Here is a 17,863-nt window from a genome sequence, read left to right as displayed (position 1 = left end):
ACCGGTGGTCAGGGGGCGTCAAGGTGATGGACGGCAACGGTGTCCGTGACAACTGCAAGGACGTTGCCCTGGCACCGGCGGGCGCTCGGGCACCGCTCAGCGGACCGCGACGACCGACGAGCCGTGCCCGAACAGCCCCTGGTTCACGGTGATTCCGGCGCTCGCCCCCACCACCTGCCGCTCGCCCGCCTGCCCGCGTAACTGCTGGGTCAGCTCGCATACCTGGGCGATGGCCTGCGCCGGAACCGCCTCCCCGAAGGACGCCAGCCCGCCGCTCGGATTGACCGGAATCCGCCCGCCCAGCGCCGTCGCCCCCTCGCGCAGCAGCTTCGCGCCCTCCCCGGGCCCGCACAGCCCGAGGTCCTCGTACCACTCCAGCTCCAGGGCGGTGGACAGGTCGTACACCTCGGCCAGCGACAGATCCTCCGGCCCCAGCCCCGCCTCCTCGTACGCCGCCCGGGCGATGGAGGGCCGGAACGGATCGGACGCGGGGGAGCCCGGCGGGGCCGAGTCGGTGGCGATGTCCGGCAGATCCAGCGCGGTGCGCGGATGGCTGGGGGAGACGGATGAGACGGCGCGGATCCGCACCGGGCGCCTCATCCCGAGCCGCCGCGCCGTCTCCATGCTGCCGAGCACCAGCGCCGCCGCCCCGTCGGAGGTCGCGCAGATGTCCAGCAGCCGCAGCGGATCGGCGACCACCGGGGACGCGGCGACCTCCTCGGCGGTGACGGGGGAGCGGTAGCGGGCGTAGGGATTGGCGGCGCCGGCGGCCGCGTTCTTCACCTTCACCCGAGCGAAGTCCTCGGCCGTGTCGCCGTACATCGCCATCCGGCGGCGGGCCCAGAGCGCGAAATAGGCGGGGTTGGTGGCGCCCAGCACCCGGAAGCGCAGCCAGTCCGGATCGTCCGGCCGCTCACCGCCCGCCGGGGCGAAGAAGCCCTTGGGCGCCGCGTCGGAGCCCACCACCAGAACCGTGTCCGCCATACCGGACAGGATCTGGGCGCGGGCGGTGTCGATGGCCCGCGCACCGGACGCACAGGCCGCGTACACGCTGGTGACCCGGGCGCCCTGCCAGCCCAGCGCCCGGGCGAAGGTCGCGCCCGAGACCTGCCCGGGGTAGCCGCAGCGCACGGTGTTGGCACCCACCACGGACTGGATCGCGGACCACTCGAGTCCGGCGTCCGCGAGCGCGGCCCGCGCCGCCTTCGTGCCGTACTCCACGAAGCTGCGGCCCCATTTCCCCCACGGGTGCATCCCGGCGCCGAGCACCGCCACCTCACCGGTCATGACGCCTCCTCGGCGACGGGCCGCCAGTGCCAGGTGGTGAGGGTGCGCCCGCCCTCCTCGCCCAGCACCCCGGGCACCACCTCGACCTCCATCCCGACGGCCAGATCGGCCACGGTCACCCCGGGGGCGCCCTGCCCCAGCACCACCATCCGCTCGGCGGCCAGCTCCACGGCGATCAGGGTGTACGGCCGCCACTCGCCCTCGGGCCCTGAGGGAAAGGGGGCGGGCGGCCGGTAGCGGCCGTCGGTGTAGGACCACACCCGGCCGCGCCGGGACAGCGGCACCTCCGCCAGCTCGGTGCCGGCGCAGCCCGGGGCGCGGCAGAAGACGTCCTCGCGCGGGAAGTACACCGCCCCGCAGCCCCGGCAACCCGTCCCCAGCAGCCGGAACTCCCCGCCCTCGGAGCTGAACCACCCGTCGACCACGGGCACCTGCGTGGAGGACACGGCCCCTCCCGATACCTGGTAACTGACGATGTGTCAGAAGTGTGGCACGGGGACCGTAGCGCGCGTAACCCCGGTACAGTGACCGCGATCACGGTCCTGATCAGCCGAAGGGCGAGGGGAGCGGTCGATGGCGGAGACTCAGACGCAAGCCCGGGCCACGACGCGGACCGGCACGGCCGTCCGGCTGGCAGCCGTCACCAAGGACTTCGGGACGGTGCGCGCGGTGGACGCCGTCGACCTCACCGTCCACGAGGGCGAGTTCTTCACCCTGCTCGGCCCCTCCGGCTCGGGGAAGACCACTTTGCTGCGTCTGATCGCCGGGTTCGAACAGCCCACCGGCGGCCGTATCGAACTCGCCGGAGACGACGTCACCGCGACTCCCCCCAACCGCCGCGATGTGCACACGGTCTTCCAGGACTACGCGCTCTTCCCGCAGATGAGCGTCGAGCAGAACGTGGCCTACGCCCTGACCGTGCGCGGTGTCCGCAAGGCCGAGCGGCTCGCCCGCGCCCGCGAGGCGCTGACCACCGTACGGCTGGACGGCTTCGCCTCCCGCCGCCCCACCGAGCTCTCCGGCGGCCAGCGCCAGCGCGTCGCCCTCGCCCGCGCGCTCGTCGACCGGCCCGCCGTGCTGCTGCTCGACGAACCGCTCGGCGCACTCGACCTGGCGCTCCGGCAGGAGATGCAGACCGAGCTCAAGGAACTCCAGCGCACCACCGGCATCACCTTCCTCCTGGTCACCCACGACCAGGACGAGGCGCTGACCATGAGCGACCGCATCGCCGTGGTCCGCGACGGCCGCATCGAACAGACCGGTCCGCCGGTCGAGGTGTACGAACAGCCCGCCACCGCCTTCGTCGCGGGCTTCGTCGGCACCACCAACCTGCTGCGCGGCGAGGCCGCGGTCCGCGTCGTGGGCCGCCCCGGCACCTACTCCATCCGGCCCGAGCGGATCCTGCTCACCGACCCCGCCGAACCGTCCGCCCGGCAGTCCGCCGCGGCGTCCGCCGACGGCCGCCGGACCGTCACGGGGCGCATCACCGATATCGTGCACGCCGGGGCGCACACCCGCTTCACCATCGTGCTTCCGCACGGCGACCGGCTCACCGTGCTCCGCCAGAACCTCACCGGACTTCCCGAATCCGCCCGCCCGGACGGCGAGATCGGGCTTTCCTGGGACGAGCGGGACGCCTTCCCCGTACCGAGTTGACCTTGTCATTGCCGACGGCACCCTGGCGGGGGCATACGACCCGCCTGATACTGGCCGAGCCTCAAGTGCCAAGCGGGACGAGGAGGACCGGATGCGGAAACGGAAGATGTCTGCGTGGAGGTCCGCGGCCGCCATCTGCGCGCTGCTGCTGACCGCCGCCGGATGCGGTTCCGGAAACGACGACGACAAGGGCGGCCACGCACCCGACAAGCTCGGTAAGGGCGAAGGCAAGGTCAACATCATCGCCTGGGCCGGCTACGCCGAGGACGGCTCCAACGACCCCAAGGTGGACTGGGTCCACCCGTTCGAGAAGAAGACCGGCTGCCAGGTGAACACCAAGACGGCCGGCACCTCCGACGAGATGGTCTCGCTGATGAAGACCGGGCAGTACGACACGGTCTCCGCCTCCGGCGACGCCACCTTGCGCCTCATCGCCTCCGGCGACGCGGCCCCCGTCAACACCAAGCTGGTCCCGAACTACAAGGACATCTTCCCGGCCCTCAAACAGCAGCCGTTCAACTCCAAGGACGGCCGGATGTACGGCATTCCGCACGGCCGGGGCGCCAACCTCCTCATGTACCGCACCGACAAGGTCACCTCGGCGCCCGACTCCTGGCGTGCCGTCTTCGACGACGCCGCGCGGTACGACGGCCATGTCACCGCCTACGACTCACCCATCTACATCGCCGACGCCGCGCTCTATCTGATGCACGCCAAGCCCTCGCTCGGCATCGAGAACCCCTACGCGCTCGACCAGAGGCAACTCGACGCGGCCGTCGCCCTGCTGAAGAAGCAGCACAAGGCGGTGGGGGAGTACTGGAGCGACTACCAGAAGGAGATCACCGCCTTCAAGGGCGGCGACAGCGTCATCGGCACCACCTGGCAGGTCATCGCCAACCTCACCCAGGCCGAGAAGGCGCCCGTCAAGGCGGTGCTCCCCAAGGAGGGCGCCACCGGCTGGTCCGACACCTGGATGATCTCCGCCAAGGCCGAGCACCCCAACTGCGCCTACAAGTGGCTCGACTGGATCGTCTCGCCCAAGGTCAACGCCCAGGTCGCCGAGTACTTCGGCGAGGCTCCGTCCAACCGTAAGGCGTGCGCCGAGACCTCCGCCCCCGACCACTGCGCGATCTTCCACGCGGACGACGAGAAGTACTTCAAGCGCGTCCACTTCTGGACCACGCCCATCAAGCAGTGCCTTGACGGCCGTAAGGACGCCGACTGCACCGACTACGCCCAGTGGACCAGGGCCTGGACGGAGGTCAAGGGCTGAGATGCCCGCCGCGCCCACCCCAGGCTCGCGGCTGCGGCTGACCGCGCTCCTCGCCCCGCCCCTGCTCTGGCTGACCCTGGCCTATCTGGGCTCGCTCGCCATCCTGCTGTTGTCGGCCTTCTGGGCCACCGATTCCTTCACCTCCGATGTCGTCCACACCTGGAACACCGACAACTTCCACGAGCTGCTGACCACTCCCGTCTACCGCGCCATCGCCCTGCGCACCCTGTCCATCGCGGCCGCCGTCACCGTCGTCGACGCGCTCCTCGCCCTGCCCATGGCCTTCTTCATGGCGCGGGTCGCGGGCGGGCGCTGGCGGCGGCCGCTGCTGGTCGCCGTCCTCACCCCGCTGTGGGCCGGCTATCTGGTCAAGGCGTACGCCTGGCGGGTCATGCTCGGCGAGGATGGCGTGGTGGGCGCCGCCCTCGCCCCGTTCGGGCTGCACGGACCCGGCTACGGCACCACCGCCGTCGTCATCGTGCTCGCCTACCTCTGGCTGCCCTACATGATCCTGCCGGTGTACGCGGCCCTCGAACGGCTCCCCGGGCCGATGCTGGAAGCCTCCGCCGACCTCGGCGCCGGCGCCTGGCGCACCCTGCGCTCCGTCGTCCTGCCCGCCGTACGCCCCGCCGTGCTCGCCGGATCCGTCTTCACCTTCTCGCTCAGCCTGGGCGACTACCTCACCGTGCAGATCGTCGGCGGCAAGACCCAGCTGCTGGGCAATGTCATCGCCTCGCAGGTCACCCTGGACCTGCCGATGGCGGCCGCGCTCTCCGCCGTACCCGTGGTCCTCATCGTCTGCTATCTGGCCGCCGTACGCCGTGCGGGCGCCCTCGACTCGCTCTAGTCGCTCTGCCGCTCCAGTCGCTCCAGGAGGTGGACACATGCGCATCTCGCGCACCGCCCGCGTCGTCCTCGGCTGTGTCACCGCGGCCGGCCTCGCGATCGTCTACGTCCCGCTGCTGCTGGTGCTGCTCAACTCCGTCAACACCGACCGCTCCTTCGGCTGGCCGCCCAGCGGCCTGACCGGCCGCTGGTGGCGGGCCGCCCTGCACAGCGAGGGCGCCCGCCAGGCCCTGCTCACCTCGCTCAAGGCCGGACTCGCCGCCACCGCGATCGCCCTGGTGCTCGGCACCCTGGCCGCGTACGCCGTCCACCGCCACCGCTTCTTCGGACGGCGGACCGTGTCCTTCCTGCTCGTCCTGCCGATCGCGCTGCCCGGCATCGTCAGCGGCATCGCCCTCAACGCCGCCTTCCGCACCGTCCTCGATCCGATCGGCATCGGCTTCGGCCTGTTCACGGTGGTCGTCGGGCACGCCACCTTCTGCGTCGTCATCGTCTTCAACAACATCGGCGCCCGGCTGCGCCGTATCGCGCCCTCCCTGGCCGAGGCGTCCGCGGACCTCGGGGCGCGCCCCTGGCAGACCTTCCGGTACGTCACCTTCCCCGCCATGCGCTCGGCGCTCTTCGCGGGCGGGCTGCTGGCCTTCGCGCTCTCCTTTGACGAGATCGTCGTCACGACCTTCACCGCCGGGCCCGGCACCCGCACCCTGCCCATCTGGATCTACGAGAACCTGGCCCGCCCCCACCAGGCCCCCGTCGTCAACGTCGTCGCCGCGCTCCTCATCCTGGCGTCCGTGCTACCCGTCTACATCGCCCAGCGGCTGTCCTCGGACACCGCGGGAGGACGGCTGTGAGGCTCAGCCGGTCAGTGAGCGGCGCGAGACCGGAAAGTCGAAGTAGGTGTCCGGGAACAGCTCCGGCCGGTACGTGAAGTGCCACCACTCCTCGGCCAGATTGACGAAACCGAGCTTCTCCAACGTCCCCTTGAGCAGCAGCCGGTTGGCCCGCTGCACGCCCTTGATCCGCGGATCGAGCGTATGCGAGAGCGTGTCGAAGCAGTCGTACCCGGTCCCCATGTCCACCGAGTTGTCCGGGAAGCGGTCCTTCTTGGCCGCGTAGCACGGCACCAGCTGCTCGCCCGGCACATAGGGCCGGGTGGGCAGTGCGGGCAGCCGCGCGATCGTCAGGTCCATGGTGCTGCCCCGGCTGTGCCCCGACTTCTCCGCGATATAGCCGTCCTCGAACAGCCGGGTCTTGTCGACCTCCGGATAGAACTCGCCCTTCATCCGCTGGTCGCCGAGGTCCTTGGCCCACTCCACGAAGTCGTTCACCGCGCGCTGCGGCCGATAGCAGTCGTACACCTTCAACGTGTAGCCGCGCCGCAGGAGTTGCCGCTGCGCCCGGTGCAGCGCCACGGCGGCCGGACGGGTCAGGATGCACATCGGCCGACGGTAGCCGTCCACCGGTTCGCCGGTGAAGTTGTGCGGCGTGAAGTAGCGGATCTCCTGCAGGATCGTCGGATCGACGTCGCTGAGGGCCACGAACTCCTTCGGAGCCTTCGGCTCCGGCTTCGCCTGCGCCGGAGCGGACGGGGCGACGGCCAGCAGAGCGGCAACGGGCAGGGCGAGCGCGCGCAGCGCGACGGCGAGTCTTGGCATGCCCATCACTTATCCCGCCCACCAGAACCGGAAACAGGCCACCGCCCACAACTCCCCGGCCCTGTCCCCGCCATGAGCAACGCCGCCTCCGGCCTGGGCGTTTGCTCAGTGGCACTGCCCCGCGGGGAGACGGTCTGGGGCATGGGGGTGCGCTGTTCGGATCGTGGTCCTACAGCTACGGCGCCCGCGACGGCGAACAGATGGTCACCGCCAACGTCAACGGCGACTGGTGCGATGGCGGTCGGGACGACCCCATCGGTATCTTCACCGATCTACTCCAGGCGAAGTTCTGCCGCCGGAGCGGTACCTGAACACCGGCCGCCGCGAGGCGACCCGCGACGCGCCCCCTCAACTCGTCCGACGCGGCGGCTTGCCCTGCTCCGGCGGTGCCTCACCCCGTATCCGCACGGGATAACCCACCTCGCCACCGCCCTCCCGCTCTATCGTCAGCACACCGTCCCGCAGCCGGGTGGCGAACCGCAGCAGCTCCGGCTTCTCCCAGCCGTCGCCCGTCTCCACGGCCAGCGTGCCCGCCCCCGCGCCCTTACGGCCCTGACACGGTGTCCACACCTCCAGCTCCACCCCGCCGTCCGCCCCCGCCACCGGAACCACCGAACCGGCCCGGGCCAGCACCGGGATGCCCGACAGCGGGGCGTCCAGCACCACATGGCCCGGGCCGTCGTACGCCCGGCCGGTCACCGTGTCGTACCAGCGGCCGCGCGGCAGCCGTACCGGGCGACGGCGGGCGCCCTCCTCCAGTACCGGCGCCACCAGCAGGGCGTCGCCCAGCAGAAAGGCGTCCTCGCAGTCGCGCAGCGCGCGGTCCTTGGGCGTCCGCCACCACACCGGGCGCACGTATGGGGCGCCGGTGCGCGCGGCCAGTTGCGCCAGTGTCGTGAAGTAGGGCATCAGCCGCTGCCGTTCGCGCAGTGCCGCCGCCGCGTGCTCCAGCACCTCCGAGCCGAACTCCCACGGCTCCCGCCGCCCCGCCGAGATCGCCGAATGGGTGCGGAACAGCGGCAGATACGCGCCCAGCTGGAACCAGCGCAGATACAGCTCCGGCGACGGGAAGCCGGTGAAGCCGCCGATGTCGGGGCCCGAAAACGGCACCCCCGACAGGCCCAGCCCGATCACCAGCGACAGCGAGGCCCGCAGCCCCGCCCAGCCCGTGGCCACATCGCCGGACCAGCTGCCCCCGTACCGCTGCAGCCCCGCCCACCCCGAGCGCGAGAAGAGGAACGGCCGCTCGTCGGGGCGCAGCTCGCACAGCCCCTCATAGCCGGCCCGCGCCATCGTCAGCGCGTAGACGTTGTGCGCCTCGCGGTGGTCGCCGCCGCGGCCCTCCAGGGCGTGCCGGGCCGAGCGCGGCAGGGTGGTCTCCCCGAAGGCGGCGAACGACACCGGCTCGTTCATGTCGTGCCACACCCCGGAGAAGCCCTGCGCCAGCCGCTCCGCGTACAGCCCGCCCCACCACTTGCGCACGCGCGGATCGGTGAAGTCGGGGAACACCGATTCGCCCGGCCACACCACTCCGCGCACCTCACGGCCCCGGGTGTCGCGCACGAAGACGTCCTCCGCCGCCCCGCTCGCGTACACCGCGTTGCCCGGCTCCGCCTTCACCGCCGGGTCGACGATCGACACCAGCCGCACCCCGTCCTCGAGCAGCTCGGCGGCGAGCCCCGGCAGATCGGGAAAGCGCGCGCCGTCCACCGTGAACACCCGGTGGCCGACGAAGTGGTCGATGTCCAGATGCAGCGCGGACAGCGGCAGATCCCGCTCCCGGTAGCCCGCCACCACTCGCCGCACCTCCTCCGCGTCGCGGAACCCCCAGCGCGCGTGATGGTGGCCGAGCGCCCACCGCGGCGGGACGGCCGGGGCGCCGGTCAGCGCCGTCCAGCCGTGCAGCACCCGCGCCGGGGTGCCGACGATCACCCAGTAGCGCAGTGGGCCGCCCTCCATCCGCGTCCGGCAGCCGCCGGGCCGGTCGTGGCCCGAACCCGCGCCCTCCTCGCCCTCCCGCAGGGTGACCGAGCCGTCCCACGAGTTGTCGTGGAACACCAGATGGGTGCCCGCGTCGGCCACCACCAGCTGCACCGGCATGGTCAGATACAGCGGATCGTCGCCCGGCCCGAAGCTGCCGCCCGGATCGGTGTTCCACAGCCGGTACACACCGTCCCGCAGCCGCGGCCCCGACGCCCGACCGCCGAGCCCGAAGAACCGTGCGTCCGCCGCCACTTCGGACCGCTGGAGCCAGCGCGCGCCCTCCCCGCTCACCCCCGCCCCCGGCTCCGCGGGCCCCGGCGCCCCGGCCGGCTCCCACCAGCGCGGCGGCAGATCCCGCCGCAGCACCACCCCGCCCGGGGTACGCACCTCCACCGTGCCGGTCCGCGACACCATCACCGTGACCCGCTCGGACACCACCCGCCAGCCGCCCTCGGTGTCCGGCTCCAGTTCCGCGCGCTCGTCCGCCTCCGGACAGGGCCCCGCCAGTGCGTACGACGGCTCCGGCTCGGCCCCGTCCCAGCCGCAGAACACCGCGCCACCCGCGGTCACCCGCACCCGCAGCGAGGACCTGGCGAACCGCACCACCCCGCCACCCGGCTCCGGATCGGCCCCCTCCACCTCACCCGGCACCCGGGCCAGCTCGGTGCCCCGGCGGGGCAGCCCGACCGCGTCGGAACGCCGACGCCGCCACGCCGAGCGCAGTGACCGCAGCCCCTGCGCCGTGCAGATCACCTTCACCGACCGCACCAGCTTTTCCAACCGCACCAGCTTTTCCGACCGCACCAGCTTTTCCGACCGCACCAGCTTTTCCGACCGCACCAGGTCACGCGCATCCATACTGATCAGCCTGCCATTGCCGACGCCCGGCAGGGATATGGTTCAACTGCCGTTCACCTGTGGTCCTCCCACATGATCCTGCCCTGTGATGTGGAGTGGCGCCCCTGGTGTCGGAGTCGATCACATGGCATCGTCCTGACCGGACGCATACGAGGCGGATACACCACCCACGGACACATCCGACGCGGACAGCCCGGGAGCCGACAGCCATGACCACCGCAGCCCACTCCGACCATCGGCCACAGCCCCTGTGGCAGCCCGGCGCGGACCGGATCGCCCGGTCCCGGCTGACCGCCTTCCACGCCTGGGCGGCCGAGCGTCACGGCGCGCCCGCCCCTCTCAAGGACGACCCGGCCGCGGGCTACGCCGCGCTGCACCGCTGGTCGGTGGAGGGGCTGGAGACCTTCTGGCAGGCCGTCGCCGAATGGTTCGAGGTGCGCTTCACCACCCCGTACGAACGGGTGCTCGCCGACGCCGCCATGCCCGGCGCCCGCTGGTTCCCCGGCGCTACCCTCAACTACGCCGAGCACGCCCTGCGCGCCGCCGAGGACCCCGCCCGCGCCGACGAGCCCGCGCTGCTCCACGTCGACGAGACCAATGACCCGCGCCCGGTCAGCTGGGCCGAACTGCGCGGCCAGGTCGGCGCCGTCGCCGCCGAGCTGCGCCGCCTCGGCGTCCGCCCGGGCGACCGGGTCAGCGGCTATGTCCCCAACATCCCCCAGGCCACCGTCGCCCTCCTGGCCACCGCCGCCGTCGGCGCCGTATGGACCTCCTGCGCCCCCGACTTCGGCGCCCGCAGCGTCCTGGACCGTTTCCAGCAGGTCGAGCCGGTGGTGCTCTTCACCATCGACGGCTACCGCTACGGCGGAAAGACCCACGACCGCACCGCGACCGTGGCCGAGTTCCGCGCCGAGCTGCCCAGCCTGCGCGCCGTCGTCCACATCCCGCTGCTGGGCACCTCCGCCCCCGAGGGCGCGCTGGTCTGGGACGACGTCGTGCGCGAACCGGCGGAGCCGGTCTTCGAGCCGCTGCCCTTCGACCACCCCCTGTGGGTGCTCTACTCCTCCGGCACCACTGGTCTGCCCAAGGCGATCGTCCAGTCCCAGGGCGGCATCCTGCTCGAACACCTCAAGCAGCTCGGCCTCCACTGCGACCTCGGCCCCGGCGCCCGCTTCTTCTGGTACACCTCCACCGGCTGGATGATGTGGAACTTCCTGGTGTCCGGGCTGCTGGTCGGCGCCACCGTGGTCCTCTACGACGGCAGCCCCGGCTATCCGGACACCGCCGCCCAGTGGCGCGTCGCCGAGCGCACCGGGACCACGCTCTACGGCACCTCCGCCGCGTACGTCATGGCCTGCCGCAAGGCCGATGTCCACCCGGGCCGCGACTTCGACCTCTCCCGGATCACATGCGTCGCCACCACCGGCTCCCCGCTGCCGCCCGACGGCTTCCGGTGGATCCACGACGAGGTGGCCGAGGACATGTGGATCGCCTCCGTCAGCGGCGGCACCGATGTGTGCAGCTGCTTCGCGGGCGCCGTGCCCACCCTCCCCGTCTACATCGGCGAGCTGCAGGCCCCCAGCCTCGGCACCGACCTGCAGGCGTGGGACCCACAGGGCGAACCGGTGGTCGACGAGGTCGGCGAGCTCATCGTGGCCCGCCCCATGCCGTCGATGCCGGTCCGCTTCTGGAACGACCCCGACGGCAGCCGCTACCGCGACAGCTACTTCGAGATGTTCCCCGGCGCGTGGCGCCACGGCGACTGGATCACCCTGACCTCGCGCGGCACCGTGGTCATCCACGGCCGTTCCGACTCCACCCTCAACCGGCAGGGCGTCCGGATGGGCTCGGCCGACATCTACGAGGCGGTCGAACGGCTCCCGGAGATCCGAGAATCCCTCGTCATCGGCGTCGAACAACCCGACGGCGGCTACTGGATGCCGCTCTTCGTCCACCTCGCCCCCGGCGCCACCCTGAACGAGGAACTCCTGACCCGCATCAAGACCACCATCCGCACCCAGCTCTCCCCCCGGCACGTCCCGGACGAGATCATCGAGGTTCCCGGCGTCCCCCACACCCTGACCGGCAAACGCATCGAGGTGCCGGTCAAGCGCCTCCTCCAGGGCACCTCCCTGGACAAGGCGGTCAACCCGGGCTCGGTGGACGACGTGGAGCTCCTGCGGTATTACGAGCGCCTGGCGGAGGAGAAGCGCGGCGCCGCTTCGTCGGGGAGCGCGGCTGGGGCTTGAGAGGGAGGTCGCCCGGGGAGCCGCGATCTTCGGCCGGGGGAGCCGCACGCTCCAGCTCCCCCGGACCTTCCCAGCCTCCCCGGGTTCTCCGGACCTCCCGGCCTTCTCCGGGCGCTCCGGACCTCCTAGTCCTCTCCGGGCCCTCCGGACCTCCCAGCCCCCTCCGGGCCCCCCGAACCTCCCGGCTTCTCCGGGCCCGAGGGCCCAGCCCTCATCCCTCTCCGGACCTTCCCAGCCTCTCCGGCCCCTCCTAGTCCTCTCCGGACCCTCCGAACCTCCCAGCTTCTTCGGCCCCCCAGCCCCCGTCCCCTCTGGACTCCCAGCCCCTCCAGTACGTCCGCACCCCAGCCCCTCCGGCGTTTGAGGAGCGGGGTCCGGGGGCGGAGCCCCGGCGGGGGTCCGGGGGCGGAGCCCCCGAAACGGGGTCTGGGGCGCAGCCCCAGCGGGGCCCGGGGCAGCGCCCCGGTTCGGGAAGGGGCGGGGTGGGGAAACTCCCCCCGCCTACCCCCCATATGTCGCCTGCGCCTCCCCCAACACCCCCGCCAAATCCCCCGCCAAACCCCCCGCATCCCCCACCCCCAACCCCGCCGTCGTAATCCGCACCCCCGCCCCAGCACTCAACCGAAACCGCGCACCGGCCGCCACCCACCACCCCCGCGTCCGCAACCCGTTCACGACCGCCGCCTCGTCCCGCACCGGCACCCACACATTCATCCCGCTCGCCCCATGCGCGGCGACCCCCCGAGCCGACAGCTCGGCCAGCAGAGCCTCACGCCGCCGGGCGTAGGCGGACCGCGCCGCGGCCACCAGGCCCTGGGTCTCCGGGTCGGTCACCAGCCGGGCCACCGTCTCCTGCAGCACATGGCTGACCCAGCCTGAGGTCAGCACCATCCGGCCGTCATGCCGCGCCAGCGTCGTACGGTCGCAGGCGAGCGCACCCCACCGCAGGTCCGTCCCCAGGTGCTTGGAGACCGTGCGCACCTGCGCCCAGCGCGCCAGGCCGCCCGTGGTGAGGCTGTGCAGCGGCACTCCCGCGACGTCCGCGACATGATCGTCCTCGATCACCAGCACCTCACTCGCCGCCTCACCCAAAACCCCCAGCAGCGCATCCCGCCGCCCCGCCGAGAACCAGCCGCCGTAAGGGTTCTGCCCGCGCGGGCTGCAGATCAGCGCACGCGCCCCGGACCGCAGCGCCGCCCGCAGCGCGTCCGGCCGGATCCCCTCCTCGTCCACGGCCACCGGCACGGTCCGCAGCCCCAGCGCCGGGACGAGGTCCAGCAGATGGTGGTAGCCGGGGTCCTCCATCGCCACCGCGTCACCCGGCCTGAGCTCGACCGACAGCAGCCGGGCCACGCAGTCCAGCGCGCCATGGGCGAACGTGAGGTGCTCGGCCGGCACGCCATCGCGCTCGTACCAGGCGCGGGCCAGGTCCTCCAGACCGGCCAGCCGGGGCTGGGCGCGGTGCGACCGGACTCCGGGGGAGAGGCGGGCGGTCGGCAGCAGCGCGGGGAGGAAGGCCGCGTCGGGGTGGCCGCCCGCCAGGTCGCGCACCCTCTCCGGCACCGGCGGCGGACGCCGCGAGGCGACCGCGGGCGTCGGGGCGACCACCGTGCCGCCCCGCCCGTGGGTCACCACGATCCCGCGCCGCCGCAACTCCTTGTAGGCGGTCGCGACGGTGCCGGGGCTGACGCTCAGCCGTTCGGCCAGCCGGCGCACCGGAGGCAGCGCGGTGCCGGGCGCCAACGGCCCCTCCACCACGCCCTGTTCGACGGACGCGGCAATCCCCTTGGCCGACGCACCGGTGATCTCATATTGTGTCGCCACAGAAAATATTCTGTATCAATACAAAATCGAATGTCAAGGGGGACCAGGGTGGGCAAGCCAACGTGGCGCACCGCGCTGAGCGACCGCATCCCCGGCGGCCGGGACGGCCGGCGCATGCTGACCGTCACCTTCGTCGACCGGATCGGCTCGGGCCTGTGGGGCGCGACCGCGACGCTCTACTTCACGTACGCCGCCCGGCTCAGCACCGCCGAAATCGGCGTACTGCTCGCCGTGTCAGGAAGCGTGGGCATCGCCGGCCCACCCCTCGGCGGCCTCCTCGCCGACCGCGTCCCGCTGCGGCCACTGCTGATCATCGTCCAACTGGTCCGCGCCGTCGCCTCACTCGCCCTCCTCACCACCACCGACCTCGGGCTCCTGCTCGCCATCACCTCGGTGGGCAGCCTCGGCGACCGCGCGGCCTCCGTACTGACCAAGCTGTACGCGACCCGCGTCGCGGGCCCCGACCGCGTCCGCTACCAGGCCATCAGCCGCACCGCCATGAACGTGGGCTGGGCCGTCGGCGGCCTCGCGGCGGCAGCGGCACTCACCGGAGGCACGGTCACCGTCTACCGCTGGCTCCTCATCGGTGACGCACTCTCCTTCCTCGCCTCCGCGCTGTTCACCCTCGGCTGCGCCGAACCGCCGTCGGCCACCCGCATCGCGGTCACGTCCACTCCCGCGCCCAGCGAACCCACGCCCGGCGACACCGCACCCAGCGACTCCGCACCCGCACCCGAGAAGACCACCGCCCCCACCCCTTGGCGCGACCGCCGCTATCTCACCTACACCGCCAGCGAGGCCGTTCTCTTTCTCGACGACTCCGTCTTCAAGATCGGACTGCCGCTATGGGTCGTGACGGCCACCAGCGCACCGCATCAACTCGTCCCCCTGCTGCTCGTCCTCAACAACGTGCTCGTGGTGCTCTTCCAGGTCCCGTTCGCCCGCTTCGGCGCCACCCCGAACACCGCACGCACCTCGCTGTGGCCGCTGGCGAGCGCCTTCCTCCTCGGCGGGGCCGCGCTGGCCGCCTCGGCCGTCGGCGCGCCCTGGTTCGCGGCCGTCACGCTGGTGCTGGCCGCCACCGCCTTCACCGTCGCGGAGATGCTGCACGCCACGATCTCCTGGGAGTTGTCCGTCGTCCTCGCCCCGCCCACCGCGCAGGGCGCCTACCTCGGCGTGCACGGCCTGGCCCAGGCCGTCCAGCGCAGCGTGGGACCACTCGCGCTGACGGCGGCGATCGCGGCGGGCCCCCTCGGCTGGCTCGGCCTGGGCGCCGGGCTCGCCGCGATGTGCGGCGCCCAGCGCCACCTGGTACGGGACCGCGGCGACGGAGCGTTGTCAGTGGCCCCGGTTACGGTGAGTGAGCACTGAACATCCGCGCTGAGGGGGAGTCATGGCGCACACCGGACAGCGGAGCGAGGACTGGGGCCGCCCCGGCAGGCACCGGGGCAAGCACGGGAAGCCGAAGCCACATCCGAGGACGACGAAGCCGAAGACGACGAAGCCGAAGACGAGGACGCGGCACCGGACGAAGAGCCAGACCGCCCGCCGCGCCCTGCGCAGAGAGGTGCCCAGCACGGTGGCCCTGCTCGCCGACGAGCGGGACTTCACGGCCATGCGGCACTACGCATCGTTCGCCTTCGACGACCACGGCGCGTATCTACGGCAGATGGAAGGGCTGCTGAAGGCGCTGGCGGCCAAGGGAGTCCATACCACCGTCGCCCTGTTCGACCCCGTCGCCTACGAGGAGTTCTGCGCGGACACCCGGCTCGACCCGGACACCCCCGCGAGCCGCACTCGCTATACGGCGGAGCTGGCCGCCGCGGGCGGCACCGTCACCTATGAGGGCCAGCCGATCGACCGCCTGGTCCCACGCCTCATCGGCGTGGCCGACGAGCAGGCCACCTGGGAGTACGCCACGGCGCTGCTCTCTCGCGCCGGCCACCGCGGGGAGTGCCGCGACGACACCACCGCCCGCGCCGCGTTCGACCGCGCCGGGGCCGCCTTGCGCAAGGTCGTCGAGGCGGCCGGGCCAGGCGTCCACCATCTGGTCTGCAGCGTTCCGGCGGACGGCACCTCGCTGGTCGCCGTGCTGCACGCCGACGCCAGGGAAGCGGGCCCGCCGAAGCTGCCCGAGCCCTCGGGGCTGGTCTTCCGCACCGTCCTGGCCTGCGGGTTCGCCCTGCGCAGCCCCGGCGGCCTGGTGCTGCGCACCATCGTCGCGGACGCCCCCGAGACGGTCCGCGGCTGGGCGCTGCACGACGGCTGGCTGCGTCCGCTGAGCGAGGCGGAGGTGTTCACCGCGTACTGCACCGACGCCGAGACCGGTGAACCCATCCCTCCGGAGCACGGCGTCGAATACCGGGCGGGCATCCCGCTCGGCAGCCCGGAATGACCGAAGGCGTCCCGCCACACGGCGGGACGCCTTCACCAAAAGCTCACCGGCTCACGGTCGGGAGCTCACCGGCTCATTCGCCGGACAGCACCGCCTGCGCCGCCCGGCGGGCATCCTCCGCGGTGTCCGCCGCGCGCGCCGCGGAGGCGGCCCGCTCGCACTGCGCGAGCGTGTGCTTGGCCAGCGTCGCGCGCACATACGGAATGGAGGCCGCACCCATGGAGAGGCTGGTGACGCCCAGACCGGCCAGCACACACGCCAGCAGCGGATCAGAAGCGGCCTCACCGCAGACACCACAGCTCTTGCCCTCGGCCTGCGCGGCCTCCGCCGACGCCGCCACCAGGTCGAGCAGCGCGGGCTGCCACGGGTCCTGCAGCCGCGAGACCGCACCCACCTGACGGTCGGCCGCGAAGGTGTACTGCGCCAGGTCGTTGGTGCCCAGCGACAGGAACTCGACCTCCTGAAGGATCGAGCGCGCCCGCAGCGCGGCGGACGGAATCTCCACCATCGCGCCGAACTTGGCCCGCAGCCCCGCCTCACGGCACGCGTCCGCGAACGCCTTGGCGTCCAGCCGGTCGGCCACCATCGGGGCCATGACCTCGAGATAGACCGGCAGTCCCTCCGACGCCTTGGCCAGCGCCGTGAGCTGCGTCCGCAGCACCTCGGGGTGGTCCAGCAGGGTACGCAGACCGCGCACACCCAGCGCCGGGTTGGGCTCATCGGCCGGAGTGAGGAAGTCCAGCGGCTTGTCCGCGCCCGCGTCCAGGACCCGCACCACCACTCGGCCCTCGGGGAACGCCTCCAGCACCTGGCGGTACGCCTCGACCTGCTTCTCCTCCGACGGCGCCTGGGTGCTGTCGTCGAGGAAGAGGAACTCGGTGCGGAACAGCCCCACACCCTCGGCGCCCGCCTCGACAGCGGCCGGCACATCGGCCGGTCCGCCGACGTTGGCCAGCAGCGGCACCTTGTGCCCGTCCGACGTCGCGCCCGGACCGGAGGAGGCGGCCAGCGCGGCCCGGCGCTCCTCGGCGGCCCGCGTCATCTCGGCCCGCTTCTCCTCGCTCGGGGACACGAAGATCTCACCCGTGCTGCCGTCCACGGCGATCAGGGTTCCCTCGACCAGATCCCCGGCACCGGGCAGCGCGACCACGGCCGGTACCCCCAGGGCACGGGCGAGGATCGCGCTGTGGCTCGTCGGCCCGCCCTCCTCGGTCACGAACCCCAGCACCAGCGTCGGGTCGAGCAGCGCGGTGTCGGCGGGGGCGAGGTCCCGCGCGATCAGCACATACGGTTCATCACTGTCCGGCACACCCGGCATCGGCACACCCAGCAGCCGCGCCACGATCCGGTTCCGCACATCATCGAGGTCGGCCACCCGGCCCGCCAGGTAGTCACCGGCCCCCGCGAGCAGCGCCCGGTAGGCGGCGAAGGCGTCGTACACCGCGCGCTCGGCGGTGCTGCCCACGGCGATACGCCGCTCGACGTCGGCCATCAGCTCAGGGTCCTGCGCCATCATGGCCTGCGCCTCGAGCACGGCCTGGGCCTCGCCGCCCGCCAGATTGCCGCGTGCGACGAGATCGGCCGCTACGGCCTCCACGGCCTGGCGTGCCCGCCCCTGCTCACGTGGCGCCTCATCGGCCGGAATCTGCCTTGCCGGCGGCTCCAGGACCGCCGTCCCCATATGGCGAACCTCGCCGATGGCCACCCCGTGGCTCACGCCGACGCCTCGCAGCGTTGTCTCCATGTCACCCGTCCCCGGTCGATACGGCGGAACCCCGCCATGGTGGATGTCGTACCAGCAGTGCGCACCGCCCGGCCCCGGTCCCCACCGGCCGCC

Annotated in this window: 14 protein-coding genes; 8 read left to right on the top strand and 6 right to left on the bottom strand. The window is 72.5% G+C overall.

Going from position 1 to position 17,863, the window contains the following annotated elements; translation table 11 throughout:
* Positions 1-96: 96 nt before the first annotated feature.
* Both AS97_RS05830 and AS97_RS05825 read right to left on the bottom strand, forming a co-directional pair.
* Positions 97-1,287, bottom strand: a complete 1,191-nt coding sequence (locus AS97_RS05830; protein WP_059145433.1) for a lipid-transfer protein — start codon at positions 1,285-1,287, stop codon at positions 97-99.
* Positions 1,284-1,733: a zinc ribbon domain-containing protein gene (locus tag AS97_RS05825; protein WP_063804908.1), complete on the bottom strand. Its 450-nt coding sequence runs from the start codon at positions 1,731-1,733 to the stop codon at positions 1,284-1,286. The genes AS97_RS05830 and AS97_RS05825 overlap by 4 nt, the downstream gene beginning before the upstream one ends.
* 127 nt (positions 1,734-1,860) lie before the next feature.
* Here AS97_RS05825 and AS97_RS05820 point away from each other — a divergent pair, with 127 nt between their 5' ends.
* From AS97_RS05820 to AS97_RS05805, 4 genes are all read left to right on the top strand, one after another.
* Entirely contained in the window at positions 1,861-2,943 is a 1,083-nt protein-coding gene (locus AS97_RS05820) for an ABC transporter ATP-binding protein (protein WP_059145432.1), read from the top strand.
* A gap of 91 nt (positions 2,944-3,034) precedes the next feature.
* The gene (locus AS97_RS05815) at positions 3,035-4,216 is read left to right on the top strand and encodes an ABC transporter substrate-binding protein (RefSeq protein ID WP_086707253.1); all 1,182 of its coding nucleotides are present in this window, start codon (positions 3,035-3,037) and stop codon (positions 4,214-4,216) included.
* A gap of 1 nt (position 4,217) precedes the next feature.
* On the top strand, positions 4,218-5,063 hold the full coding sequence (locus AS97_RS05810; RefSeq protein WP_210564445.1) for an ABC transporter permease: 846 nt from the start codon (positions 4,218-4,220) through the stop codon (positions 5,061-5,063).
* Positions 5,064-5,100: 37 nt separating this feature from the next.
* A complete protein-coding gene (locus AS97_RS05805; RefSeq protein ID WP_086707255.1) occupies positions 5,101-5,913 on the top strand; it encodes an ABC transporter permease in 813 nt (270 codons plus the stop codon).
* Positions 5,914-5,916: 3 nt separating this feature from the next.
* Here AS97_RS05805 and AS97_RS05800 read toward each other — a convergent pair whose 3' ends face one another.
* Positions 5,917-6,717 carry a M15 family metallopeptidase gene (locus AS97_RS05800; protein WP_059145540.1) on the bottom strand — a complete coding sequence of 267 codons (801 nt, stop codon included), beginning with the start codon at positions 6,715-6,717 and terminating at the stop codon, positions 5,917-5,919.
* 101 nt (positions 6,718-6,818) lie between these two features.
* Between AS97_RS05800 and AS97_RS05795 the strand changes: the two genes are divergently transcribed.
* Positions 6,819-7,028, top strand: a complete 210-nt coding sequence (locus tag AS97_RS05795; protein WP_059145428.1) for a hypothetical protein — start codon at positions 6,819-6,821, stop codon at positions 7,026-7,028.
* A gap of 37 nt (positions 7,029-7,065) precedes the next feature.
* Here AS97_RS05795 and AS97_RS05790 read toward each other — a convergent pair whose 3' ends face one another.
* Positions 7,066-9,558 carry a glycoside hydrolase family 31 protein gene (locus tag AS97_RS05790; protein WP_247204247.1) on the bottom strand — a complete coding sequence of 831 codons (2,493 nt, stop codon included), beginning with the start codon at positions 9,556-9,558 and terminating at the stop codon, positions 7,066-7,068.
* Between the two features lie 209 nt (positions 9,559-9,767).
* Here AS97_RS05790 and AS97_RS05785 point away from each other — a divergent pair, with 209 nt between their 5' ends.
* Complete coding sequence (locus AS97_RS05785) at positions 9,768-11,807, top strand: acetoacetate--CoA ligase (RefSeq protein ID WP_210564444.1); 2,040 nt, start codon at positions 9,768-9,770, stop codon at positions 11,805-11,807.
* A gap of 501 nt (positions 11,808-12,308) precedes the next feature.
* On the opposite strand, the gene AS97_RS05780 is transcribed toward AS97_RS05785, so the two are convergent.
* Positions 12,309-13,631, bottom strand: coding sequence for an aminotransferase class I/II-fold pyridoxal phosphate-dependent enzyme (locus AS97_RS05780; RefSeq protein WP_210564443.1), 1,323 nt, complete (start codon positions 13,629-13,631; stop codon positions 12,309-12,311).
* A gap of 48 nt (positions 13,632-13,679) precedes the next feature.
* Here AS97_RS05780 and AS97_RS05775 point away from each other — a divergent pair, with 48 nt between their 5' ends.
* Positions 13,680-15,002 carry an MFS transporter gene (locus AS97_RS05775; RefSeq protein WP_282615673.1) on the top strand — a complete coding sequence of 441 codons (1,323 nt, stop codon included), beginning with the start codon at positions 13,680-13,682 and terminating at the stop codon, positions 15,000-15,002.
* Positions 15,003-15,024: 22 nt separating this feature from the next.
* On the top strand, positions 15,025-16,026 hold the full coding sequence (locus tag AS97_RS05770; RefSeq protein ID WP_210564442.1) for a hypothetical protein: 1,002 nt from the start codon (positions 15,025-15,027) through the stop codon (positions 16,024-16,026).
* 73 nt (positions 16,027-16,099) lie between these two features.
* Here AS97_RS05770 and ptsP read toward each other — a convergent pair whose 3' ends face one another.
* Complete coding sequence (gene ptsP, locus AS97_RS05765) at positions 16,100-17,770, bottom strand: phosphoenolpyruvate--protein phosphotransferase (protein ID WP_059142531.1); 1,671 nt, start codon at positions 17,768-17,770, stop codon at positions 16,100-16,102.
* Positions 17,771-17,863: the final 93 nt, after the last annotated feature.

It is taken from the genome of Streptomyces sp. AgN23, assembly GCF_001598115.1.
Classification (GTDB): Bacteria; Actinomycetota; Actinomycetes; order Streptomycetales; family Streptomycetaceae; genus Streptomyces; species Streptomyces antimycoticus.
Note: the sequence above shows the minus strand (reverse complement) of the source record. Positions and strands in the feature narration are given on the sequence as shown.